Here is a 24,155-nt window from a genome sequence, read left to right as displayed (position 1 = left end):
AAGCGCCCCGTATGTCCCTTAAGCGACTTGAGGGGCTGGGCAGCTTGATATAGACACTAAATCGTATGATACGAATTATCATCAAATAAAATTAGGAGTGAAACGAATTGGATATTATTTCTTTAAGACGTGATCTTCATCAACACCCGGAAGTTGGCTTTACGGAATTTCGTACTGCTTCAAAGGTAGTGGAAGCACTAACTTCCCTGAAGTATAACGTGATATTTGGAAAAGATGCTTTAGATGGTGATTCTCGCCGTGGAGTCCCCCCTATCGAAGTATTAGAGGAAACATTTAATAGAGCATTACAAGATGGTGCCAATCCAAAGATCCTCCAAGAAATGGAGGGTGGATATACTGCCGTCATTGGTGTATTAAAAGGAAAAATGGCTGGCCCAACCGTAGCTTTCCGCTTTGATATGGATGCATTGCCTGTTACGGAAAGTACTGATTCTGACCACTTCCCGCAAATAAACGGTTTTCGTTCAAAATATGAAGGAAATATGCATGCCTGTGCACACGATGGCCATACAGCCATTGGCTTAGGACTTGCTGAAAAATTAGCGGATGGCAATTTCGCAGGAACCGTAAAGCTTATTTTTCAACCAGCTGAAGAGGGCGTACGCGGTGCCTATTCAATTGTACAAAAAGGAATTTTGGATGATGTGGATCATATATATTGTCTGCACCTTGGCACAGATGTCCCTCTAGGAGAATTTCACGGTGGGTCTTCCGGATTTTTAGCAAGTACGAAAATGGCTGCACATTTTCATGGGGTATCTTCTCATGCAGGTGCTTCTCCTGAAAAAGGTAAAAATGCATTATTGGGAGCAGCCACCGCATTGTTAAATATTCATGCCATTCCTAGATTCAGTTCAGGCTCGACCCGTGTGAACGTAGGTGTTCTTAATGGAGGAACAGCCGCTAATATTATTCCAGCGCATGCAAAAATGATCATTGAAACCCGATCTGTAACCGAAGAAGCAAATGCTGAAATGGAGAAACGTGTTCGAAATATCGTGGCTCATAGTGCAGGTATGCACGAGCTTGAACATGAAATTGAAATTATAGGACAAGCAATTACGATTCGCTGTGATCAAGAACTTGTCGAACTGGCCATGGAAGAAGCCAGGAATGTAGATGGTTTTTCAACAATCGAAGCATGCAGGAAATCCGGTTCTGCGGGAAGCGAAGATGCAAGTTTCATGATTCGAAGAGTACAGGATAATGGCGGGAAAGGGACATATATGATTATTGGGACTGATATTCCTGCACCACATCACCACCCTAAATTTGATATTCAAGAAGAGGTATTACCAAGGAGTGTAGAACTTTTGAATCTTATTGCTAGACGGCTTTTAAAATAGTTTTTCAGTATATATATATATATATATATATATATAGGAAGGAAAGAGTGAAAAATGACATATGTAAATAGACTATCGGAAATCATTGAACAAAAAAAAGAAAAATTCATTGAAGTCAGTGACTGTATATGGAATTTTGCAGAAACACGTTTCGAAGAATATCAATCTGCTGAATTGCTATGCAAAACATTAGAAAGCGAAGGATTTTCTGTTGAAAATGGTGTTGGAAACATAGAAACGGCATTCATCGGCAGCTTTGGAACCGGTAAACCTATTGTGGCAATCATGGGAGAGTTCGATGCATTGTCAGGTATGAGTCAAAAAGCGGCTACGGCTAAACAGGAGCCACTAGTACAAGGTGAAAATGGCCATGGCTGCGGTCACAATTTACTTGGTACGGGATCTTTAGCTGCAGCTGTTGCAGTGAAGGATTATATGGAAGAGAATCATATAAATGGGACAGTTCGTTATTATGGATGTCCTGGAGAAGAAGGCGGATCAGGCAAAACCTTCATGGTCAGAGAAGGTTTGTTCGATGACGTTGATTTTGCATTTTGTTGGCATCCACTGGATGTTAACGGCGTCATGTCGATGGATTCACTTTCCAATTTCCAAGTGTATTATAAGTTTAAAGGCAAAAGCTCCCATGCAGCAGCATCACCACATTTGGGACGGAGTGCTTTAGATGCCGTAGAACTTATGAATGTTGGCGTGAACTATTTAAGAGAGCATATTATCCAGGAAGCAAGAGTCCATTATGCAATAACGAATTCAGGTGGATTATCTCCTAATGTTGTCCAACAAGATGCTGAAGTTCTTTATTTATTACGAGCTCCAGAAGTTTCACAAGTCCAAGATATTTACTTAAGAGTTTGTAATATTGCTAAAGGCGCTGCCCTGATGACAGGAACTGAATTGGAAATCGTTTTTGACAAAGCCTGTTCCAATGTTATCCAAAACACTGTGTTAGATTCCGTCATGTATAAGAATTTTCAAGAATTAGGCATTCCACAACACGATGATGATGAAAAACAGCTTGCCAAAGAAATCCGCGCCACCTTAACCGAACAAGAAAGGAACAGTACAATCAATCCATTTAAAGATAATCAAGATGATGCACTGGCAAATTGGTTAGAACCCATTGAGGGCCTCCAAGCGCCATTAACAGGTTCATCGGATGTGGGAGATGTTAGCTGGATTGTTCCTACTGCCCAATGCACAACGGCTTGTTTTGTTCTTGGGTCACCTTTGCATAGCTGGCAGTGGGTTACACTGGGATCAACATCCATTGCCCATAAAGGAATGCTTCATGCCGGCAAGGTTATTGCGGCAACTGCAGTAGAAGTACTTCAAAATCCGGAATTAATTGAAAAGGCAAAAACGGAACTAAAAGAACGATTACAAGGAAAAAGCTATATCTCCCCTATCCCGCAAAATGTAAAACCTTTAGTAAAAAGATGAAGACTAGATTACTGAGTTGCCGTAATCGTAAATTGTTCGCAGCCAAACTCGATTTCTTCGAATTTTTCTAAAGTCTCAGGGATCTTCGATTGGAAGATCCCTTTTCCATTTGTGCTTATGAGCTCGCCGTTAAGATCAGGAAAGACCCAGTTTCGAAAATCTCTAAGATTCATAAAGGTTAATGGTAAGAAGCTTATCCCTTCATATTCCACAAATATCTTTCAATATCGGGCTTACTTTTTAACATAACTATCACCTTTTCAGGGTCACTCTTTTGAAGATCTGCCAATTTGATTTTCATTTCTTTCTTGCGAGGAAAGTAAGTGGATATGATAAATTTGATAAACTCCCAGTCTAGTTTTTCATGGCAGCCTTTAGCCATATCGGTCCTTGTTTTACCTAGATTAGACAACCAGCGTTTTATCACACGGTAAAGGCAAACGGAGAGGAAGTTCTAAATAAATAATCGTATCGGCTAGCTCCGAACGCAGGTTAAAAGAATGACTATAGTTGCCTTCCATGATCCACTTGTCATGACTCACTACTTCCTTTTGAGCAGAAATAAAATCCTCTAAAGGAGCCTCCACCCAGCCAGGCCTCCAGTAGAATGTATCCAAATGATATACCTCGATATTCAAATGATCTCCAAGCCTTCTTGCAAAAGTAGATTTCCCGACACCCGCGGACACTCCGATAACCATGATACGTTCCATCGATATACCATCCACTCTCCCCTTTTATGTTCATAAGAAAAGGCGACCCTTCTTGAAGAAGAATCGCATCAGTTTTAGAAAATGAAGTATGGTTGCTGCGATGTCCTGTCAAAGAACAAGCCAGCCTTACATTTTATCTCTATTAAATCAGATGCCCTAAATGTTTCTTTACCTCGTAATCAACAAGTTTTTCATCTTTCTTAATTCGTGCCAGATAATCCGGGTTGGCTATAAGCGGACGGCCAATCGCCGCAACGTCAATGATGCCTTTTTCCAGTGCTGCTTCCGCTGTTTCAGGATCAAGCCCGCCCACACCGACTATGATTCCATCCCAGTGGCTGCGTACCAATTCATGCATGGTCAATCCTCTTGCAATCGGTTTGGTAAATTCCATCGTGGATGGGTGAATCATTTTGACTCCTGTTTCATTGAACGCTTCAATAAATGTTTGGATCGCTTTTTCAGGGTCTTCCCACATATAAGACGGCTGGTCAATTTTCAAAGCCGAGAAACGAATAAGGGTACGTTCTGCTCCTACCGCATCAATAACTGCTTTTAGCACTTCCTTCATAAATGTCAGACGCTGTTTTAAATCACCACCGTACCGATCGGTCCTTTTATTGGAGGTGTCAGAATTGAACTGGTCTATTAAGTAGCCATGTGCACCATGAATTTCAACGCCGTCAAAACCAGCAATCATTGCATTCTTTGCAGCTTGTTTATATTGGTTCACAACTTCTGCAATATCCGTCTCTGTCATTTCTTCAGGAGTGTCAAAAGGTTTGCCGAATCGTGAAACCTTACCTTCTGCAGCGATAGGTGACGGAGCCTGCGGAGGAAGTCCTCCTGCAATTTCATGGTGGCTTGCACGGCCCACATGCCAGATTTGCGCAATAATCGTTCCGCCTTCAGCATGTACTGCTTCCGTTACTTTTTTCCACCCGTCGATTTGCTCTTGAGTATATATACCGGGAACTCCAGGATTGCCCTTTGCTCTTGGTGAAATCACTACACCTTCAGTAATGATAAGTCCGATTCCATCTTGAGCCCGTTTTCGGTAATATTCTACGGTCAGGTCATTCACAACACCAGTTTCGTTATCGGCAAACGACCGAGTCATAGGAGCCATTGCCGTTCTTGTTTTTAAGTTCCATGCACCTATTGTTACAGGTTCAAACATTTTGGTTTTTATTGTTTTCATTTGAGTTCCTCCTGTTAACCGCTTTACCTGAGCTGAATTTTAGTAACTTTCATTGTGTAAGATTATCCGATAAGTGGTTAGTTTTCAAATAATTCACTCTGATTTTTTCGTTTTCGATGAAATATGGTAATAAAGACCAGTAAAAAAGCCAGACAGAGAAGCTCCATTCCCTGCTGGCTAATTTATCTTATTAGTCTCGTGCTGTTCTGATAAAAAACGATACGATCAAACCAATGATTGCAAGGACAAGGCCGAAAATAAAGGCATCTTGAACTCCTGCAGTCAATGAACCGCTAATGGCAGACGGATCGAACGGATCTTCTGCATTTGCCATATAATTTTTTTGGGATGCTGACATGATCGTAATGGCAACGGTTGTACCGATGGCCCCCGATACTTGTTGCAATGTATTCATTAGAGCCGTTCCATCTGGATAAAGATTTTTTGGCAGTTGATTCAGGCCATTTGTCTGGGCCGGCATCATGACCATCGAAACACCAATCATAAGGAGGGAGTGCATGACGATTACCATTATGATCGTCGTTTCAGTCGTTACGTTCGTTAAAGTCCATAACATGACAATCATGATAATGAAGCCTGGAACCACTAACCCTCTTGGACCGAACTTATCAAAAATGCGCCCCGTAACCGGAGACATGATACCATTAAGCACTCCACCCGGCAATAGTACCAGCCCAGCAGAAAACGCAGCTAATGCAAGCCCGGTTTGCAGGTATAGCGGTAAGAGAATCATGGATGACATGATGATCATGAAGGTGATGAAGACGGTTATTAACCCTAACGTGAACATCGGGTATTTAAAAACGCGCAAGTCAATCATTGGTTTATCCATATTGAATTGCCTCACAGCAAACAGGAATAACGCTATAAGTCCAACAATGATCGAGGATAAAACGATCGCATTGCTCCATCCTTGCTCTCCGACAATACTAAAGCCATAAACAATTCCCCCAAAACCAATGGTCGATAAAATAATGGATGGTACATCGATTTTAGGTTTGGTGATTATTGAAACGTTTTGCATATACTTGAGACCGAATAGTAAAGCGATCACAAAGAACGGCAAAGACACCCAGAAAATGTAGTTCCATTTTAGATTTTCAATAATCAAGCCTGAAACTGTCGGTCCGATGGCTGGGGCAAACATGATCACCAGCCCCATCAATCCCATCGTCGCTCCCCTTTTATGAATAGGAAAAATCAATAAAATGGTATTGAACATGAGAGGCAATAAAAGACCCGTTCCGATTGCCTGGATGACACGGGCTAGCATCAAGATGCCGAACCCGGGTGCAATTGCTGCAATGAGCGTCCCAATGATGGAGAACACCATTGAGGCAATGAATAATTGACGAGTATTGAACCACTGAATCAAGAGTCCCGAAACGGGAACCAATATCCCCAATGTCAATAGGTAACCCGTTGTTAGCCATTGCACGGTTGAAGGACTGACATTGAATTCTTGAATTAGATCTCCCAGCGCCATGTTTAATGCCGTCTCGCTGAATAACCCGATGAACCCTGCAATTAAAAATGCAATTAATATAGGGGTCGTCCTAATGACTGGGTTTTGTTGCTGTGTTGCATCTGCTGACATAAAATAATTCCTCCAATTACTAACTGTTCGACCTAAGCTTAAGATAATTTTTCCGCATGACTTATTTATTTATCAGCAATAATGGTATCTGTTCCGCAATGGCTTGAAGAGGTTCCCCGTTTTTCGCCGTTAAGGATAAAAGGATACCCCCTTCAATCAAAGCATTAATTACGATACTCAATTCTTTTGCCCGTTTCTCACTGAAGTCCGCTTCGAGTAATTTCTTCACATAAATGGATTGCCAATCTTCCATCGCTTCTTGACATGCCATTCTTATCTGCTCACTCGTCGTATATGTTTCCGCTGCAATCGTCCCGATTGGCAGTCCTAATAGATTTTCACTATGACCAAAAACCTCGGATAAATGAAAAATATGAGACTGAATGGCTTTAATAGGGTCTTCAATTTCATCAAACCCCCGTTTAATTTCATCTATCACGAATTCCTTTGTATGAATAATCGCCTCAATCGCCAATTCTTCTTTACCTTTCGGAAAATAATGATACAGCGAACCTTTTGGGATACCACTTTCCTCAATAATGTCCTTAAGCCCCACACCGTAATATCCACGTATACGAAAAAGTCTGGAAGCAGTTTCAATAAGAATGTCTTTCGAGTTTCGTTTCTCTGCCATAGCTGGATCACTCCTTGAAATTATATCAACCGGTCTATTAGAGACTATACTTGTATATCATTGTTTTGTCAAAGATGATACTTATGTATGCATGGAATATCGATTAAAACTCATTGGAAACAAAACAAAAAAGAACACCTCATAATGGTGTTCTCTGCAAGTTTAAAAAATCGAGAAAATCAATACCTTCTTTAAATAACCCGGAATTTTTTAAAACGCTTCCATTATTAATCAAACACATCGGCCTGCCTCAATATCTTCAAGGATTTTTGTCATGATTTTTGAAATCAAGAATAGCAATTACAAACATGCCAAAGCTTAGCATCAGGGAAATAACTTCGAAAGTACCCATTCATACATCGCCTCCTTATATCCAGCTTTTCCTGATCAGAGATTGTCCTATACAAGAAAAAGATGAAGCAGCGGCTTTTAAACAAAAATAAGCAAACCCAATCAGGGTCTGCCCTTGTACTCCATTCGAATTTCTTTTCAAAAGACCGATCGCTGTTAATAACCAAGTTTTTTTTCTACAACGTTCATTAGGGGTTTACCATCAGAAAAAAGCTTTAAATTTCTAAGGAATAATTCCATCACACGATCTAGGTGCTTGGAAGAGTTGTAAGCATTATGTGGGGATACCATGACGTTTTCCAGCTGCCAAAATGGGTGGTCCTTAGGTAAAGGTTCTACTTCAAACACATCCAGAGCCGCTCCTGCTATGTGCCCATTGCTCAAGGAATGAATTAAATCTTCATCGACAATCGTATTACCTCGGCCGACATTAATTACATAACTGCCTTTTTTCATTTTATTTAAGCGTTCTTTATTGAAAAAGTATGAAGTATCTTTTGTAAACGGAAGGGCCAAGACGACAAAGTCGGACATGGAAAGGACCTCATCCACTTGATCCATTCCCATTATCAAATCAGCAGGTTCATATTCGGTGTTCCTCTTGGTGGGATTCCGGCGGCACCCAATAACGGTCATACCCAGCGCTTTACATCTATTGGCTATCTCATGGCCAATATCACCATACCCAATTATCCCCACTTTCGCATTTTCAAGATCTTTCACTGGAATTTCAACCCACGTTTTGTTTATTTGATTTCTGATCATTGTCGGTACGCCTCTTGCTAACGAAGATAGCATCGCAATTGTATGCTCGGCTATCGGGACAGATGTGCAGCCTTTGACATTGGTGATGATGACATCGCTGTTTTTTATATCTTCATTCAGCATGGCCTCCACTCCAGCACTGTCTGAATGGACCCATTTAATCTTTGGAGCTTTTTTTATAATGTTAAGATTATCATGAAGCCCCAGCGTATATAAGACATCAAACTTTGTTAAATCAACTGTTGGCTGTGGTTCGGGTTCGCCGAATTCCCATGGCTCGACAACAACTTCCGAACAAATCTCCTTAAACTGATTGATGTATTTTTCCGGTATATCGACCCTGATATAAAGTGAAGGTGCTGCTTTCTTAGAAGCGGACATTATAAAACCTCCTCAAGAACATACGATTCCTTTTTCCCTCTTTTACGGGAAGGCAATCCGTTGGGATTATACCATGCCGTGCTTCATGGTCACTTCAAGAAATCTGGTTGCTCTTTTCTGATCCTTTCCCACAGAGGCTGGAAACTCAGCCATCCCTCATATTCATTTCCCGTTTGTTCTGCAGTCAATTTGGCATACTCTTCTTCTATAAAAATCGGCTTACCTACAGATTCAGCCATTATCTGTGCTTGGCATGAACGTTCCATCGTTATGAACCACCAAGCAGCTGAATCTACAGATTGGCCGACCGTTAACAATCCATGATTGCGGAGGATGACAGCTTTGAATTGACCTAAAGCCTTAGCAATGCGTTTACCTTCTTCGGATGCATAAACGACACCAGTAAAATCATCAAATAATGCATGATCATTGTAAAATTGGCAGGCATCTTGCGTAATCGGATCTAACAGTCTCCCTAAGGAAGACCATGTTTTTCCATAGACCGAATGAGCATGTGCCGCAGCAATCGCATCCGGCCGTGCTTTATGAATTTCAGAATGAATGGCAAAGGCAGCACCATTAATAGAATGTTCACCCTCTACAATATCACCTTTATGATTAACCAATATAAGATCCGAAACGGAAATTTGACTAAAATGCATCCCAAACGGATTGACCCAGAAATGGTCTGTATATTTAGGATCACGGACCGTAATATGGCCTGCTATCCCTTCATCGAAACCAAACTTTGAAAAAAGGCGGAATGAAGCTGCCAAGCGTTCCTTCCTGTGAATGCGTTCTTCTTCCATTGTATTGAATGTTGCCGGTTGCAGGGAAATTGTCTTTGTCATATTTCGTTCCTCCTCGAATCTTTTTCCGTTTTTTGCTGAAACATTAATTAGCCATGGTATCCATGTCAGCTTTGCCCTTTATATCTTGCTTTACTTCACTTTCATTTATATGATCATTATTGGAACTTAGGAGAGTGATCGTAGTAATGACGACAAAACTAGTAGCGAGCCCGTACAGAATTGGTTGAGTGGAGGAAGGTCCATTAATCACCAATCCGACAATGATAACGATCATGCTGGCGAGAATCGAGTAAAATGCCGCTGTAGCCGTGACCCTTTTCCAAAAGAAACCAAGGATGATCGGAAAGAACACAGCTCCGGATAAAATTGCGTAAGCTACATCCAATGCAACTAAAATATCTTGAATCCAAATCGAAACGATTATGGTCAATACACCAATCGTTAAAGTTGTAATTCGGGATGTTTTTAAAAATTGTCGTTCACTCATTTTTGGACCAATATATTTTTTAATGATGTCATTAACAACTAAAGTGGACGAAGCAAGCAAAGTACCTGAAGCTGTGGACATAAGGGCAGATACCACACTCGCAATGACAACCCCCAATAGACCAGCAGGTAAAGTTACCATCGCTATACTGGTAAATGCATTTTGGGGATCGCCTAAATCAGGAAGGATAATAAAGGCGCACATTCCAATGATACTGATTGCAATCGCATAAAAAACACTATATAACCCCGCTCCAATCGTTCCGCCACGAGAAACAGCTTTGGTTCGTGCGGTGAATAAACGCTGCCAAATATCTTGGCCAACGACTACCCCGAGGGTAAATAATAGGAAATATTGAAAAATCGTCTCTCCGCCAATATTTCCTAACTCAAAATGTGATGCCGGGAGATTTCCTTTAAGAGAGCCCCACCCTCCTGCCTTAGAGATGCTCATCGGAAGCATGATAAAGAAAATACCGATCGTCATGATGACGAATTGCACGACATCAGTCATGGTGACTGACCACATACCTCCTAATATTGTATAAAATAAAACGATCCCGCCCCCGACTATCATGGAAACCGTTAAATTCCAACCAGCCAAAACATGTAAAATTGTCCCCATCCCGATCACTTGCGTTACAGTCAGCATGAATGTATAGATAACAGAGACAAGGGCACTGATCAATCTTGTTTGAGAGTTGTAGCGCTTCTCAAGCATTTCACTGATGGTCAATACTTTTAAATTAAATATCTTATTTGTTAAAAACAGCCCAATAGCGATAATGCCGAGCCCGATCATCACCACTAGCCAAATACCGGATATCCCAAACTGATAACCTAACTTTGCTGTTCCTAGAGTGGAAGCCCCCCCTAATATAACAGCAGCTAAACAGGATAAATACATAAAATGACCAAGATTGCGTCCTGCCACAATGAAATCATCTGCTGTTTTTGCCCGTTTGGATCCGATTACTCCCACAATGATTAAAACAGAAAAATATAGAATCATGATCGATATATCCAAAATATGCATGTACACATCTCCTTTTGGGCTTGTATTGTTCTTATCGCTTTGTAAAGAGGGAAGAAAGGACTTTACCGCTTCCTTCCTTCTCTACAGTTAAATGAGGAAACTAATTATTAAGCTGCGTTTCCAAATCTCCTACTCTCTCTTTCTTCTCCATTTTCCCTTTTTTTGCGAGTGCGATGAGTGTGATGAATTCATAGACAATATTAGCGGCTGCGGCAGCCGTGATTTGTCCGTGATCGTATGATGGTAAAACCTCAACAAGATCGAATCCAACAAAATCTATATTCGTCAATCCTCTCACCAAGGCTAAAGCATCATCAATGCTGGCACCGGAAACTTCTGGAGTCCCCGTCCCCGGAGCATAGACCGGATCTAAAAAATCAATGTCAAAAGATAAAAACACCGGACCATTCGCAACACGCTCATGAATGACCCTTAGCATCTTTTCGACCCCGATACGCTTATAATCGTTTGTCGTGTAAACTCCCAAACCTAAATCCCGGGCATCCTGAAGATCTTCGGGTCCGTACAGACCGCCCCTCATACCAATTTGAAGAGATCGCGATACATCGATGAGCCCCTCTTCTATTGCGCGGCGAAAGACGGTTCCGTGATTATACTTTTGATCAAAATAACTATCCCAAGTGTCAGAGTGAGCATCGAACTGAAGCAGGGCAACGGGTCCATGTTTTTTTACGATTGCACGTAACTCCCCTAGTGTAATGGAATGATCGCCTCCCAATGAAATCGGAATGATCCCTTTTTCAATGACGGGAGTAAGCTCTTCTTCGATCTTTTTATATGTTTCCGAAATATACCCCGGGATGATCGGAACATCGCCATAATCAATTCCTGATATATAGTCAAAAATATTAATATCTTGTTCTGGATTATAAGGACGTAAAAGGATTGAAAAATCGCGAATGGCTTCTGGACCGAATCTCGCACCCGTCCTAAATGATTGCCCGGAATCAAATGGAATTCCCGTAATGACAAAATCCATATTTTCATCTATCTGTTCAACAAATGGGAGCCGCATAAACGTACGCACTCCACAAAAACGGGGTGATTTGAATGAGTCTTTCGGTTGATACTTCTTCATGTAACATCCTCCTAAATTCTAATTCTACTATTAATTTTTTCAATCCATTGCATTTGCAGATGTCATACAAACTTCCATCTTTTCTAATAGAATGGATATTCATAACACCCTTGTTTGGAAATTCTCTTCTTACCTTTTACATAAGCAAGATTCAGGCCAACTATTTCGCTGCGGTATATAAGGCTTTTCATTATTTTGTTTCATCAAATGATTAAAAACTTAATCATTTTCTTATTTCCTGATTTAAATTTTGATTATTTAGACTTTTTGATTTATATTTTAATTAAGCAGCATCCCAAAACCCAAAGGAGCGTAACGTATGTACGATGATATGCTGGAGGAAGAACTAAATAAAATTATTGAAACATCGAATAATAACATTCTCATTACCGATCAAGATGGAATCATTTTATATTCCAACCCAAAGCTTTGGGAGATTTATGGTATGAAAAGTGACTCTTATATCGGTACCTCCGTCTATCAATTAGAAAGCGAGGGCCTTCTTGCACCTTCCATCAATGCGATTGTTTTAAAGGAAAAGAAAGCGAAACGCATAATGCAAGAAACAAAAACGGGTCATGTTGTCATGTCTACTGGCTATCCCATTTTTAATAAGGAAGGACACCTCGTTAGGGTAATAAGCTATGGTCAGGATCAAACCGAGATCCTGCAATTGCAGGATCAATTTGAACAATTACAACGAAAAGTTAAAGGCTATCAAACGGAAGTTGAGGATTTAAGAGAAAAAGAACTGGATAACCATTATCTGATTGCCAGAAGTAATGAAACGAAGCATATTTTAAAAACGATCCATAATGTTTCAAAAACCGATGCCACGATTCTCTTATTAGGACCTTCCGGCGTAGGGAAAAGCACTTTTGCCCGTGCTGTTCATGACCAAAGCAACCGAAAGAAAGAACCCTTTATCGAAGTGAATTGCAGCACCATACCTGAAAGTTTGTTTGAATCAGAAATATTCGGCTATGAGCCGGGATCATTTACAGGGGCAAATAAGCAAGGGAGGCAAGGCCTGATCGAGCAGGCTGACAGCGGTACTCTTTTCTTGGATGAAATTGGGGAACTCCCACTTGCCATGCAAGCTAAATTACTGAATGTACTACAGGAGAAAAAGATAAAGCGCATCGGTGGAAAAAAAGAAAACCATATTAACTTCCGCCTAGTTGCAGCGACTAATCAAGATTTGAAGGAGATGGTAAGTCAAGGTAAGTTTAGATTGGACTTATTTTATCGTTTGAATGTGATTCCCATCCAAATTCCGGCATTGCATGAACGTAAAGAAGATATCCCTCTCCTAATTCAGCATTACTTAGAAAAAACCAATGATAAATACCAGAAATACAAAAAAATCCATCCATCGACATATGAAGTTTTAACCCATTACCATTGGCCCGGAAATATACGGGAATTAGAAAACTTAATTGAACGGTTAATCCTGACCATCGAAGAGCCAATTATATTTCCCGAACACCTTCCGCAATCCATCACAGGGCAAATTGAACAGCCTGAAGACTCCAACTTCCTTGCAATCGAACAGGATTGTGAAGAGAATTTCGATTTAAAAAAGACACTGGAAAAGGTTGAAAGGCAACTAATTGCAAAAGCATGGAAAAAATGTAAAACCACATACGAAATGGCAGAACATTTAGGCGTCAGCCAGCCAACAGTCATCTATAAATTAAAGAAATACAAACAGTATTTGTAATCTGGACTGAAATCCCCCGTAATCCATGAATGGTCCTTGGCCTTTAGCCATAGATGCTGTTCAAGCTAAGGGCGCTTTTTAATATTTGCCGGCAATTCGAAGTGAAACGTATGAAGATTATCGCCCATTATTTCAATATAAAGGCCATCAAAAAAATCCACATTCAAGTTGAATGGGATTCACAATATCACGTTTCCATATTATAATGTTACAGCTTTTTAATTCAAACGGATGATCTCCGTGAAGCTCCTGCCACACTGTACATGATCCAAATTTTGGATTCCCGCTCCTGTAGATCCTGTTGCTCCCGCTTCTCCTGTCGCTTTCCCCTGGCCCTGATTGATCCGGTTATTCCTTTTACTCCTGTGGCACCAGCTGCTCCAAAGATTCGCGGATGGATCAACGCATCTTGCAGAATGAATTTTTTCTTTTCATGGTACCGCCTTTCATTGTGGGCAGTAATGATTCTAGATGAATCGACTTCATGTACTTTATAAGGAAATCCCGATATGAATTCCCCCCAGCAAAAATGATATTGTACTATATCAACAGACTTGGAATTACATAACCTATCCCGAGATTTCATCAATAAAAAGAGGCACCCATAATGGGAGCCTGAATTTTAGTGAAGGTAAGCTATTATATGTGAACGGTAACCTTTCCGTATCCTTATGCTAACAAGATGTTTGAGAAATGGGATATTCCACCCAGTTACTTATTTGTACGGAATTTAAAACAGGCTAGTTTAAGGTCAGTTATTTCACTGCCTTTTTAATCGCCTTCACTTCATATAATGATCCTTCCGAACTGACGATATATTCAGGCTTTGGTTTCCCTAGGTTTGCTTTATGGCCTGCGATATGGGCTTCACTCTTTTCCCACTGCTTCCAATGCGCCTCAGACTCCCAATTGATAATAATGATGACCTCTTCATCCCCGCGTCGCACTTTTTTCACCATTACACTTAAATCGATGAATCCTTTCTGCTTTTCTATGATCCCTTCCCCGCTGAACCGTTTTACTACTTGTTCTGCATTACCTTCCTTTACCACCATTTTTCTCATCTGAACGAACAATATGAACAACTCCAATCGATATACTTGTATTGAATCATTTTATTCGATAACGATTCTCATTGTCAATTAATGAGACTTTTACTTAAGTGCACTACTTAAAATTCTGATTACCAAAAACAAAATAAAAAAAGGATCAGGAAGTCTTGCATATCTTCCTGATCCTTTTTTTATTGTCACTCACCTTTTATCTTTAAGACTTTTGGGAACATAGTCATTCAGTTTGTTAAATAAAGAAGTAATGTAGGAGCTGAGTTCGAATCGATCCTCCTGAACAAATTCAACTAAAGACACTCCATTCTTTTTCATAACTTTTCCCCCTTTAAGTTTTTATCCCGGTGCATGAACTTTTCAGCAACTAATACCTGTGAATCCCGCCATTAGCGCACTTACACTCTTCTCTCCATCGTTTCTTTATTTGATTATACAAGAAAGCGCTTACAATGTAAAATATTATAATTCTATAGATTGCTATTTACTTAGTATGTTCCAGGTAAATGAAGTTTTTTCATCGGCATATTTATGGTTATCAGCTTTGCTGGCTATTCATTGTACATTCCATATCCTAACTACTTGTCTTGTTCACAGAGAATAAAATTTCAGGAAATGCCCTTCAATATTTCAGTTAAACGTAGGAACTCTTCCTTATCACGATTTCTTAATGAGTCATCGATTTCTTTTTCGATTTGTGCTTTCCGGTAATCACTAAGGGCCTTTTTTAAAACCATTTCAGCCATCTCTTCAGGTTCAAGCGATGTTCCTGGCAATTGCTTCTCCATACGAAACCAACTCCTTAACCTTTTTTCTATTATACTAAATAACTTGGAGATTATTATTATTTATTAAAATCTTATCCTTTCCTCTTTTTCATTTTTCATTTCCTTATCCACATGATTTCCACTTTGCCACTCTTCTATACACAAAATTTCTAAATATTCGGTTTTCTAATCAGTAACATATTTTCTTTTTATCCACTTAGTCATTTTACCCGGGAAGATCGGATCATTTATTTCCATTACTTTAGAATTAATTATATGCCAATACAGGTGAAGGGAGCTAAGTTATTTGCTTCATTTTTTCAGAAAAGTCAGAAATATATTGACCGGTATGGATAGGCCCTCTAAAATAATCTAAATAATCCAGTTTTTTACTTATATTCATTTACCATCATTTTTGTTCATTTCGGCTTTATTTATCGTTGAAAACAATTTTGATGAAAAACTTTGCATTAAAGGAGCATTTATCATGAAAAAAAGTCGAGTTCTTTTCGCAAGTTTAGCGGGTTCCGTTATTGAGTGGTACGATTTCTATTTATACGGAACAGCAACGGGCCTGGTTTTTACGACGCTATTCTTTCCCAATCATGATCCAGCGATTTCACTTCTTCTCGCCTTTGTCACATTCGGGGCTGGTTATGCAGCCCGTCCAATCGGCAGCATCCTGTTCGGGCATATGGGTGATCGCATCGGACGGAAGGCAGCACTCATGTTCACCCTTATTGGTATGGGAGGGAGTTCAATGCTAATCGGTGTTCTGCCCACTTATGCCCAGGTTGGGTTGGCCGCCCCCGCCATCTTGGTGGTGCTGAGGTTGATTCAAGGAATTTCCTTGGGAGGTGAATGGGGCGGAGCCATCCTATTGGCAACGGAATCTGCTCCTAAAGGTGTTCGTGGGTTATATGGATCCATTCCCCAACTAGGGGTCCCCATCGGCTTGGTTGCCGGCTCGTTCAGCCTAACCCTCATCAGCTCCTTGACAACCGATGCCCAATTTTTATCTTGGGGTTGGCGGATTCCATTCCTTTTAAGCGGTGTACTGATCGGGTTGGCAATTTGGGTAAGGAGTGGCATTGAAGAAACGCCGGAATTTAAAGCGCAGAAAGATAGCGGCGATCTTGCGAAAGTTCCCATTATTGAAACGTTGAAACACGATTGGAGAAGTGTGCTGCAAGTGATCGGACTAAAAATTGGGGACGGCTTCTTCAATGTATTCATCATGTCCTATGTTCTCGTCTTTACTACGCTGTATTTTGGTTATTCCCAAGATTCAGCTCTTACCGGTTTAACGATTGGCTGCGCTACAATGCTGATTACCATTCCTGTCATTGGTTACATTTCAGATTTCATTGATCGAAAAATCATCTATTTTGGGGGCCTGACTCTCCTTTTCGTCTTGGCCATCCCATATTTCACAATGATTGGGCGTGGGGTTGGCTGGTTCTACATGATGCAGGCAGTTGTACTCGGTGTCATCTGGGGAGCCATTTTTTCCACACAAGGGACATTATTCTCGGAGCTCTTTCCAGCCAAGGTCCGTTATACTGGATTATCCGTCGGTTATCAGGTCGCGGCAGCCATTGCGGGTTTCGGTCCGCTCATCTGGACCGCCATGGCAGAATCATATGGCCCATCCCCTTTGGTATTTGGCGGATTCATGATGGCAGGTCTCGCGATTTCCCTGGCGCTTTGTATATTATCCCCGCATTTCAGCAGAAGAAAAGAAAAGGATCAAACACTCAAACCACATAAGCTGGATTTGAACTGATTCTAAAATCTCTTGCATGAGTAATAACAGAGGCTGCACGTCTATCACTCGGACAAGCGGCCTCTGTTTTTTTACAATGCATATACCACCCTATACTTGTTTACTTCCTACAATCTCCAAAAGATCAGTGAGCGTCCGGATTTCATAGGTGGGCTTGATTCCCAGATCATTATCCTTTTGATGGGGATTGTACCAGCATGTATCCATTCCATAATTCAAGCCGCCCTGTATATCTGAAGTCAAGGAGTCACCCACTATCAACGCTTTCGATTTATCTGTGATCTTTATCTTGGAAAATGCATAATCAAAAATCCCTCTATCAGGCTTCTGAAACCCAGCCTCTTGGGAAACTATCAAGGTCTCAAAGGTGTTGCAAAGGGCTGACCCGCCGATCCTTGCTGTCTGCACTGCCGTGAAGCCATTTGTTATAATAGCAAGCCGGCATCCTCCAAGCTTCTCGCAAACTTCTATAGCCCCGGGCAGAAGATGTATTTCCTTTCCCAAATGTCCCAGGTACGCACGGCTGAACGCATCCGCATCCATATCAAGCCCATGCTTCAGGAACAACCGCTTGAACCTTTCCACTCCCAGAATGGTTAAATCTATATGCCCCTGTTCCAAATCCCTCCATAATACCTTACTGATTTCTTGGTAGCATCCCGCATAATCCTCCGCCCCTGTTGGCAAACCAAACTCTAAAAAGGCTTCATGCAGCGCATTCTTTTCCGATATTCCAAAGTCTAGCAAAGTATCATCAACATCAAATAAAATAATTTCGTATTTCATCGCTGCCCCCATAATCATTTTAGTCCAACTTAACACATTTCCTTTAATTACGTATTAATTATGCAAATTCATGGTACATACATACTGCAAGCTTGGAAAAATTGCGAGAACGTAAAGAAGATATCATTCCCCTTACGTACAATTTTTTAAATAAGTTCAATGAAAGGTATCATGAAAATAAAGTCATTTCGGAAGAATGCTTGAACCTATTAATTCATTATTCATGGCCCGGCAATGTACGCCAGCTCGAAAACTTGATTGAACGGTTGGTCTTAATAAGTGACTCCGTTATCCTGATGTCCGACTTGCCTGAAATGATAACCGAGAACGTTGAACAGGTCACACAGATTGATCTCCCCACTTCACTCGATAAAGCACTTGATGAAACGAAACGGATATTGATCAGGAAATCTTACCAAACATATAAATCATCAAGGAAAATCGCGAAGGACCTCTCTATCAGCCAAACGAAAGCCTCAGCGTTGATCCGGGAGTACTGTGGGGACTTAATGAATAAATAGGTACCATGGAAATGACAATGCTTGTTTAACTTTAAACAAGTCCATTTTCCCCCACCCGACATGCTGGTTATTCGTTGCTAGTGATCATGGTGAATGGTAAACACTTATATTCCAATTCAAATGAGCTCCCATTGTTAATCGCGGCGACTTCTTCTTGTTTAAATCACTTAGCTATTAAATTCAGGTATGAACAAAAAAATAAGAGACTTCCCCTTTGCGGGAAAGTCCCTTATTTTTAAGAAGATCCTACTATTTTTTCGCCTCTCGGCTTTGTACTATTTGCATCCGGTTCTTTTGTGATGCCAATTTGATTGAATTTATCATTAATGGACAGTTTGTATGTCAATGATCCTGTGCCGGCTTCATCAGGCTTGAAAGTTCCTGCATTTGTCCGTTTTCCATCTTTCAGTAACCACACCTGATACACCTCGGACTTCTGAAGACTAGGCAAATTCTGAATCTGAACGATTAACCTTCTTTCTTCACCTTGTTGCAAAATGTATGCAGCACCGTCCGTATTCATATTTACAGCGGTCTTATCGGCAGGCTGCAAAGATAGCGACGTTTTAACCTCCATTGGCAGATTGATAGCTGCAAGTTCTTTTTTCAGTTGAATATTGGAATATAACAGCACAAACGCCAAAACCAGTGCAGCCAGCAAGAGACCTGAAGTGACTGGTGTAAACTGCTTAAAGAAAAAAACACTCCAATTCTTTTCCCTTCTCACCGGAACTTCATCGTCAGTCTTAAAGACAAAATCCATAACCTCTGATTTCAGGGAAGATGAAGGTTCCATTTCTTCAAAATCCCATTTCAATGAATTCCAGGCTTCTGTCATTTGTTCATACTCCCTAGTGCATTCAGAGCAGTGCATTAAGTGTTCCGTGAATGCCTTTTTTTCTTTTTCTCCCAGTTCACCCGATAAAAATGAAAGCAGGTTAACGCACTCTGTATTCATTTACAAACCACCTACTTCCAAATGCTTTTTCAACAATTTAAGCGACTGGTGAAGTCTGCTCTTGATGGTACCAACCGGTTCATTTTCAATTTTGGCAATTTCCGTTAACGAGTACCCTTTCCAATACAGTAAATCAATCAGCCTTTTTTGCGGCTTGCTTAACTTATTTTTTGCCTTGGCAATTTCACTGTGCAATAGCCCATTTTCTATATCATTATTAGGATCTTCTATGTCTATTGGATGACTCATGTCCATGTGTTTGTTATTCCGGATATGAACGCTGTCTTTACGGACATAATCCACACACACATTTCGTGTAACGGTCAAAAGCCAGCTGACAAAGTGCCCCTTTTCGGGATTGTAACTGCTTTTTGTGGTCCAGAGCTTTAAAAAGACCAACTGCACAATCTCCTTTGTTTTTTCAGCATTTCCATTTGTGAACTTAAAAATATAACCATAGATTAATTTAATATAGCGGTCATAAAGTTCTTCCAGAGCAGGACGATGCTTTTTCATGACTAATGCCATCAATTCCTTATCAAGTTTTTCTTTCAATCGCACCTGCAACTCCTCACATGTAAATTTGGAAAAAATGTGTAACAGGAACGACCATCACTGATCGCCCCTTTTTCTTATTTCGGAAAAATAGTCTTATTATTCACAATATACCAAACATTTTTCACACCTTCACCATTGACATCTCCCGCTGCCTTATCATTCGCAAAATAGTAGAGTGGAAATCCTTTGTACGTCACCTGCTCTTCCCCTGTATCTTCCCTTTGAATGGTTCCAAAGTCATTTTCCTCAAATCCTTTAGGGACAGCAAAATCGCTTTCCATGAACGGCGGCCATTTTTTCAGACAATCACCCATGCAATTACTTTTTCCTGATTTATCATTCTTGAAATAGTAAAGTGCCATTCCCTTGGAATCAGCCAGGTATTCGCCTAATGGTTCACTTTCCAATAATTTTAGGGTTACCGCTTTTTCATCGGCAGTACCACTAACAGCTTGATCCTTTTCGGGTGAATCCTTCGCTTCATTTCCACATGCCGCCAATACTAAGACCATCATAAAAACTGAAAATACCATCCACTTTTTCATATACTCTCACTCCTCATAAATTTTACTTCCATCCCCATTTTTGAAACACTTGATGGGATTCTTCCGTTTTAAGATAAGCAATGAATTGTTTTGCCTTTTTCTTGTTTCCACTCTTACTTGTTATGCTTACCGGGGTCCCTCTATAGAGCTTGTCTTCCTCAGGGAGTTGAACCAGGTCCGTCACATCCGCCAGACTGTAATGCCAGGATTCATATGTAATCCAGGCGTCCAATTTTGAATTTGTCTTCCATAAATTAATAGCTTCTGCACTGGACTTCACTGAAATGTCAATATTCCTGCTAATTCCAGGAATCAATCCTTTTCTTCCAGCTAAATCTTCCCATAGCCCCAGTTGCCCGGCTCCATTAACATCCACAATCTTTACGCCCTTCTTCGTTAGATCCTCCAATGACTGGATATTCTTTGGGTTTCCTTTTCTAACCAGAATTCCAGCTGACCGTGCGTACAATTCTGTACGGTTTTTTCCATCAAGGACCTCCGGATGATCATGCATGAATTCTGTTAGCATATACTCGGACCCTCCGTAAATAATATCCGCATCCTGTTTGGCTTGATCAATCCATTTTTCTTCGGGTCCCGCTGTTACTTCAACTTTTATCCCCGTTTCTTTGGTGAATCGTTCCGCCACTTCCTTGATAGGCCCAAAAGGTCCTCCTGGTCCATATACTTTTACGACATCGTTGACAGCTTGCCCCCGTTTCGGAGCCATTTCCGGTGAAAATCCTAACAGTACTAGCATCAATGATATCCACCCTACAAAAATGACCTTTTTCAAGTCTTTCTTCTCCCCCTTCTAAAAAGCCTTTGTACTATAGATAACGGGACAAACTTCCAAACGGTTTGAAAAAAATTGTTAATTATTTTTAACTTGCTGCAAAGTACATCTGATGATTTCCAGTTTTCAACCCGCAGCAAAAAAACCATTCGGAAACGGAATGGTTGCAGACTGTAGACAAACTTTATAATAATTGAGTCTTTCTACATTTTATAAGTTTTTAAATTTGGCCGTTGATTGGAACGTAGGGCCCTCGGTGCTATTGCGTCTGCGGGTTCTCCCATGGAAGCGCATTTCTAAGCAGGGGTCTCATACCTTTCAATCAACTTTGTTTTAACATTGAGATAGAGCTCCTTTTAAATTAAATATCAAAAAATCGGCAGAAAAGGTTAGCTTGATTTGCTTCCCTTTCTCTTTCTAATTCTTTTACTGATCATAGCAATCACCAACAATAACAGAGGAATAATCGTTTGCATCAGAATTCCATGAAATGGAAAGGCGATGACATCATATCGACTGACATCCATGGAGCTAGGATACGACCAAAAGCTGAATTCTACAATCAATATCCCTATCGGCCATACAACAGGACGATAGTCGGAGAGATTCAGCCACTGCGCTGTACCCAAAGCAGCCGCATAATAAAACACGGAAATTTTCACAAACGCTCCTACTATCCATACGGCCATGATGGCGGACTCCAGATGTTCAAAAAAGTCGGCCAAACTGATGTACCGAGATACATTCATCACGGGATAATTCTTTGTTGATGTTGTTGACCCGAGTATAAAAAGAACCATAAGATTCACCACAATTAACGTAATCATCACGGCAAAAACAGACATCATCCCGGATTTCATCCCTTTTTTCATATCGGTTAAAAAAGGGAGGAGAAAAATCATCAGAAAAAACTCGCTGAACCATCCACCCGGTACAATCGAGCCCTTGATTGGAGGCATAATTCCATTCCCCAATATCGGGAATATATTCTTAAATTCAAGATCAGGGCCCAGGAGGACGATTAAAATTAGGATTGGAAAGATAAAAACGGGAACCAATAATTGGGCAGCTCTCCCCATCACCTCTATCCCTCCGCGTACGATAAAGGCACAAAGGAGTACCATCAACGCCATGATCACGCTAATCGGGGTTTTGACCAGAAAAGAGTCGACAATGAATTCTCCGTAACTTCTTAGAATTTGCCCTGTGATCGGGATATAAAAAAACAAGAATAAAAAACCGAGAATTTTCCCCGGAATCCGACCAATGATCTGTTCACTGAATTGGATAACCGTTTGTTTCGGATAAAGTTTGTGCAGTTTATAAGTGATATAAACCGTCACATAGCCGATGAGGGACGCCAAAATGGGGGAAAGCCATAAATCAGTTTTAGCATATTTCGCTGTGATGCTTGGAACACCGAGAACAGCCGTTGCCACAATCGTTGGATACATCATGAATGCCATCTGTAAAGATGAAATTTTCCCTTTCTCCATCATCTTCCTCCTTTCCGTGATAGTATGGAAATTCGAAATCACAAAGCCCACTGATCGTTTTACTTTTTCATAAACTCTTCAATCGGCTAAAAAAAGAGTTTCAATCCATTCAGCCGGTTTCGGTTCCTTTACGATTTCTTTTCCTTACAACAGCAATCAACAACAATAACAGAGGAATAATCGTTTGCATCAAAATTCCTTGTAACGGGAAGACGTTGATATCATTACGGCTAACATCTATCGAGTTAGGCAACGACCAAAGACTGAATACAACAATCAAAATCCCTATCGGCCATACAACAGGTCGGTAGTCGGAGAGATTCAGCCACTGCGCTGTACCTAAAGCAGATACATAATAAAAAACGGAAATTTTCACAAACGCCCCCACTATCCATACCGCCATGGCGGCGGATTCTACATGTTCAAAAAAGTCGGCAAAACTGATGTATCGAGATGCATTCATCAAGGGGTAAAGCTTTGTGGATGTTGTTGACCCAAGTACAAAAAGAACCGTAAGATTCACCACAATCAACGTCATCATCACGGCAAACACAGACATCATACCGGACTTCATCCCTTTTTTCATATCTACCAAAAAAGGAAGAAGAAAAATCATCAGGAAAAACTCGCTGAACCAGCCACCCGGTACAATCGCACCCTTGATTGGGGGCATTATACCATCCGCCAATACCGGGAATATATTCTTGAATTCAAGATCAGGAATCAGTAAAATGATTAAGATAAAGATTGGAAAAATGAAAACAGGTACAAACAATTGGGCAGCTCGCCCCAACACTTCTATCCCCCCTCGTACGATGAACGCACATAGAAGCATCATCGATACCATGATCACACTAATCGGGGTACGTACCAGAAAAGAGCCCACAACAAATTCTGCGTAGCCTCTAACGATTAGCCCTGTGTTCTGGATATAAAAAAACAAGAGTAAAAAACCGAAAATTTTCCCCGGAATCCGACCAATGATCTTTTCACTGAATTGGATCACCGTTTGTTTTGGATAAAGTTGGTGCAGTTTATAAGCGATATACACCGTCAGATATCCTATGAGCGCAGCAAAAATGGGGGACAGCCATAAATCAGTTTTGGCATATTTGGCTGTGATACTGGGAACCCCGAGAATAGCCGTTGCCACAATCGCCGGATACAACATGAATGCCATCTGCAGAGATGAAATTTTCCCTTTTTCCATCTACTCCCTCCTTTCTTAATA

The 24,155-nt window shown here is 40.7% G+C and carries 24 protein-coding genes; 5 read left to right on the top strand and 19 right to left on the bottom strand.

Features of this window, described 5'->3' with window-relative positions:
• Positions 1-107: 107 nt before the first annotated feature.
• Together ACJ9PY_RS04355 and ACJ9PY_RS04350 are read left to right on the top strand one after the other, a co-directional pair.
• Positions 108-1,367, top strand: a complete 1,260-nt coding sequence (locus ACJ9PY_RS04355) for an amidohydrolase (RefSeq protein ID WP_057275598.1) — start codon at positions 108-110, stop codon at positions 1,365-1,367.
• A gap of 54 nt (positions 1,368-1,421) precedes the next feature.
• Positions 1,422-2,828, top strand: a complete 1,407-nt coding sequence (locus ACJ9PY_RS04350) for a M20 family metallopeptidase (protein WP_411739543.1) — start codon at positions 1,422-1,424, stop codon at positions 2,826-2,828.
• Between the two features lie 404 nt (positions 2,829-3,232).
• Here ACJ9PY_RS04350 and ACJ9PY_RS04345 read toward each other — a convergent pair whose 3' ends face one another.
• The 9 genes from ACJ9PY_RS04345 to speB form a co-directional block, all read right to left on the bottom strand.
• Positions 3,233-3,541, bottom strand: coding sequence for a hypothetical protein (locus ACJ9PY_RS04345; protein ID WP_411739542.1), 309 nt, complete (start codon positions 3,539-3,541; stop codon positions 3,233-3,235).
• Positions 3,542-3,683: 142 nt separating this feature from the next.
• Positions 3,684-4,742, bottom strand: a complete 1,059-nt coding sequence (locus ACJ9PY_RS04340; protein ID WP_057275595.1) for an alkene reductase — start codon at positions 4,740-4,742, stop codon at positions 3,684-3,686.
• 190 nt (positions 4,743-4,932) lie between these two features.
• On the bottom strand, positions 4,933-6,360 hold the full coding sequence (locus ACJ9PY_RS04335) for an MDR family MFS transporter (protein WP_053533881.1): 1,428 nt from the start codon (positions 6,358-6,360) through the stop codon (positions 4,933-4,935).
• Positions 6,361-6,421: 61 nt separating this feature from the next.
• Complete coding sequence (locus ACJ9PY_RS04330) at positions 6,422-6,994, bottom strand: TetR/AcrR family transcriptional regulator (RefSeq protein ID WP_063577274.1); 573 nt, start codon at positions 6,992-6,994, stop codon at positions 6,422-6,424.
• Positions 6,995-7,253: 259 nt separating this feature from the next.
• Complete coding sequence (locus tag ACJ9PY_RS04325) at positions 7,254-7,346, bottom strand: putative holin-like toxin (RefSeq protein ID WP_220126990.1); 93 nt, start codon at positions 7,344-7,346, stop codon at positions 7,254-7,256.
• A 155-nt stretch (positions 7,347-7,501) separates the two neighbouring features.
• Entirely contained in the window at positions 7,502-8,491 is a 990-nt protein-coding gene (locus ACJ9PY_RS04320) for a D-2-hydroxyacid dehydrogenase (protein WP_411739541.1), read from the bottom strand.
• 89 nt (positions 8,492-8,580) lie between these two features.
• Positions 8,581-9,390, bottom strand: coding sequence for a class II aldolase/adducin family protein (locus tag ACJ9PY_RS04315; RefSeq protein WP_411740234.1), 810 nt, complete (start codon positions 9,388-9,390; stop codon positions 8,581-8,583).
• Positions 9,386-10,825, bottom strand: a complete 1,440-nt coding sequence (locus ACJ9PY_RS04310; protein WP_268936498.1) for a sodium:solute symporter — start codon at positions 10,823-10,825, stop codon at positions 9,386-9,388. The genes ACJ9PY_RS04315 and ACJ9PY_RS04310 overlap by 5 nt, the downstream gene beginning before the upstream one ends.
• Positions 10,826-10,925: 100 nt before the next feature.
• Positions 10,926-11,924, bottom strand: coding sequence for an agmatinase (gene speB / locus ACJ9PY_RS04305; protein ID WP_063577278.1), 999 nt, complete (start codon positions 11,922-11,924; stop codon positions 10,926-10,928).
• Between the two features lie 319 nt (positions 11,925-12,243).
• Between speB and ACJ9PY_RS04300 the strand changes: the two genes are divergently transcribed.
• A complete protein-coding gene (locus tag ACJ9PY_RS04300; RefSeq protein WP_369315836.1) occupies positions 12,244-13,647 on the top strand; it encodes a sigma-54 interaction domain-containing protein in 1,404 nt (467 codons plus the stop codon).
• Between the two features lie 223 nt (positions 13,648-13,870).
• On the opposite strand, the gene ACJ9PY_RS04295 is transcribed toward ACJ9PY_RS04300, so the two are convergent.
• From ACJ9PY_RS04295 to ACJ9PY_RS04285, 3 genes are all read right to left on the bottom strand, one after another.
• Positions 13,871-14,236 carry a hypothetical protein gene (locus ACJ9PY_RS04295; RefSeq protein WP_411739540.1) on the bottom strand — a complete coding sequence of 122 codons (366 nt, stop codon included), beginning with the start codon at positions 14,234-14,236 and terminating at the stop codon, positions 13,871-13,873.
• A 166-nt stretch (positions 14,237-14,402) separates the two neighbouring features.
• Positions 14,403-14,723, bottom strand: coding sequence for an antibiotic biosynthesis monooxygenase family protein (locus tag ACJ9PY_RS04290; protein WP_411739539.1), 321 nt, complete (start codon positions 14,721-14,723; stop codon positions 14,403-14,405).
• 596 nt (positions 14,724-15,319) lie between these two features.
• Positions 15,320-15,499 carry an IDEAL domain-containing protein gene (locus ACJ9PY_RS04285; RefSeq protein ID WP_034315231.1) on the bottom strand — a complete coding sequence of 60 codons (180 nt, stop codon included), beginning with the start codon at positions 15,497-15,499 and terminating at the stop codon, positions 15,320-15,322.
• Positions 15,500-15,965: 466 nt separating this feature from the next.
• On the opposite strand from ACJ9PY_RS04285, the gene ACJ9PY_RS04280 reads away from it, so the two are divergent.
• Positions 15,966-17,264, top strand: coding sequence for an MFS transporter (locus tag ACJ9PY_RS04280; RefSeq protein WP_048684312.1), 1,299 nt, complete (start codon positions 15,966-15,968; stop codon positions 17,262-17,264).
• Positions 17,265-17,354: 90 nt separating this feature from the next.
• Here the strand turns inward: ACJ9PY_RS04280 and ACJ9PY_RS04275 are convergent, their stop codons facing one another.
• Complete coding sequence (locus ACJ9PY_RS04275; protein ID WP_411739538.1) at positions 17,355-18,050, bottom strand: YjjG family noncanonical pyrimidine nucleotidase; 696 nt, start codon at positions 18,048-18,050, stop codon at positions 17,355-17,357.
• Between the two features lie 101 nt (positions 18,051-18,151).
• On the opposite strand from ACJ9PY_RS04275, the gene ACJ9PY_RS04270 reads away from it, so the two are divergent.
• Complete coding sequence (locus tag ACJ9PY_RS04270) at positions 18,152-18,571, top strand: hypothetical protein (protein WP_411739537.1); 420 nt, start codon at positions 18,152-18,154, stop codon at positions 18,569-18,571.
• 235 nt (positions 18,572-18,806) lie between these two features.
• Here ACJ9PY_RS04270 and ACJ9PY_RS04265 read toward each other — a convergent pair whose 3' ends face one another.
• From ACJ9PY_RS04265 to ACJ9PY_RS04240, 6 genes are all read right to left on the bottom strand, one after another.
• The gene (locus tag ACJ9PY_RS04265) at positions 18,807-19,529 is read right to left on the bottom strand and encodes an anti-sigma factor domain-containing protein (protein WP_411739536.1); all 723 of its coding nucleotides are present in this window, start codon (positions 19,527-19,529) and stop codon (positions 18,807-18,809) included.
• On the bottom strand, positions 19,530-20,084 hold the full coding sequence (locus ACJ9PY_RS04260) for an RNA polymerase sigma factor (RefSeq protein ID WP_063577292.1): 555 nt from the start codon (positions 20,082-20,084) through the stop codon (positions 19,530-19,532). It lies immediately after the preceding gene.
• 77 nt (positions 20,085-20,161) lie between these two features.
• Positions 20,162-20,632 carry a hypothetical protein gene (locus tag ACJ9PY_RS04255; RefSeq protein WP_403187095.1) on the bottom strand — a complete coding sequence of 157 codons (471 nt, stop codon included), beginning with the start codon at positions 20,630-20,632 and terminating at the stop codon, positions 20,162-20,164.
• Positions 20,633-20,654: 22 nt separating this feature from the next.
• Complete coding sequence (locus tag ACJ9PY_RS04250) at positions 20,655-21,428, bottom strand: extracellular solute-binding protein (protein ID WP_411739535.1); 774 nt, start codon at positions 21,426-21,428, stop codon at positions 20,655-20,657.
• Between the two features lie 389 nt (positions 21,429-21,817).
• Positions 21,818-22,924 (bottom strand): GerAB/ArcD/ProY family transporter, encoded by a 1,107-nt coding sequence (locus ACJ9PY_RS04245; RefSeq protein ID WP_411739534.1) that lies wholly within the window; start codon positions 22,922-22,924, stop codon positions 21,818-21,820.
• 109 nt (positions 22,925-23,033) lie between these two features.
• On the bottom strand, positions 23,034-24,134 hold the full coding sequence (locus tag ACJ9PY_RS04240; RefSeq protein ID WP_411739533.1) for a GerAB/ArcD/ProY family transporter: 1,101 nt from the start codon (positions 24,132-24,134) through the stop codon (positions 23,034-23,036).
• Positions 24,135-24,155: the final 21 nt, after the last annotated feature.

Origin of the sequence: Peribacillus sp. S4, assembly GCF_046715815.1 — a bacterium.
Taxonomy (GTDB): Bacteria; Bacillota; Bacilli; order Bacillales; family DSM-1321; genus Peribacillus; species Peribacillus frigoritolerans.
This window is presented reverse-complemented; position numbering and strand designations above follow the sequence as displayed.

Bases quoted from the DNA above. Each gene is read 5' to 3' on its own strand.
- ACJ9PY_RS04350 (WP_411739543.1), top strand. From the start codon at position 1,422: ATGACATATGTAAATAGACTATCGGAAATCATTGAACAAAAAAAAGAA.
- ACJ9PY_RS04345 (WP_411739542.1), bottom strand. From the start codon at position 3,541: ATGGAACGTATCATGGTTATCGGAGTGTCCGCGGGTGTCGGGAAATCT.
- ACJ9PY_RS04340 (WP_057275595.1), bottom strand. From the start codon at position 4,742: ATGAAAACAATAAAAACCAAAATGTTTGAACCTGTAACAATAGGTGCA.
- ACJ9PY_RS04335 (WP_053533881.1), bottom strand. From the start codon at position 6,360: ATGTCAGCAGATGCAACACAGCAACAAAACCCAGTCATTAGGACGACC.
- ACJ9PY_RS04330 (WP_063577274.1), bottom strand. From the start codon at position 6,994: ATGGCAGAGAAACGAAACTCGAAAGACATTCTTATTGAAACTGCTTCC.
- ACJ9PY_RS04325 (WP_220126990.1), bottom strand. From the start codon at position 7,346: ATGGGTACTTTCGAAGTTATTTCCCTGATGCTAAGCTTTGGCATGTTT.
- ACJ9PY_RS04320 (WP_411739541.1), bottom strand. From the start codon at position 8,491: ATGTCCGCTTCTAAGAAAGCAGCACCTTCACTTTATATCAGGGTCGAT.
- ACJ9PY_RS04310 (WP_268936498.1), bottom strand. From the start codon at position 10,825: ATGCATATTTTGGATATATCGATCATGATTCTATATTTTTCTGTTTTA.
- speB (WP_063577278.1), bottom strand. From the start codon at position 11,924: ATGAAGAAGTATCAACCGAAAGACTCATTCAAATCACCCCGTTTTTGT.
- ACJ9PY_RS04300 (WP_369315836.1), top strand. From the start codon at position 12,244: ATGTACGATGATATGCTGGAGGAAGAACTAAATAAAATTATTGAAACA.
- ACJ9PY_RS04285 (WP_034315231.1), bottom strand. From the start codon at position 15,499: ATGGAGAAGCAATTGCCAGGAACATCGCTTGAACCTGAAGAGATGGCT.
- ACJ9PY_RS04280 (WP_048684312.1), top strand. From the start codon at position 15,966: ATGAAAAAAAGTCGAGTTCTTTTCGCAAGTTTAGCGGGTTCCGTTATT.
- ACJ9PY_RS04275 (WP_411739538.1), bottom strand. From the start codon at position 18,050: ATGAAATACGAAATTATTTTATTTGATGTTGATGATACTTTGCTAGAC.
- ACJ9PY_RS04265 (WP_411739536.1), bottom strand. From the start codon at position 19,529: ATGAATACAGAGTGCGTTAACCTGCTTTCATTTTTATCGGGTGAACTG.
- ACJ9PY_RS04255 (WP_403187095.1), bottom strand. From the start codon at position 20,632: ATGAAAAAGTGGATGGTATTTTCAGTTTTTATGATGGTCTTAGTATTG.
- ACJ9PY_RS04245 (WP_411739534.1), bottom strand. From the start codon at position 22,924: ATGGAGAAAGGGAAAATTTCATCTTTACAGATGGCATTCATGATGTAT.
- ACJ9PY_RS04240 (WP_411739533.1), bottom strand. From the start codon at position 24,134: ATGGAAAAAGGGAAAATTTCATCTCTGCAGATGGCATTCATGTTGTAT.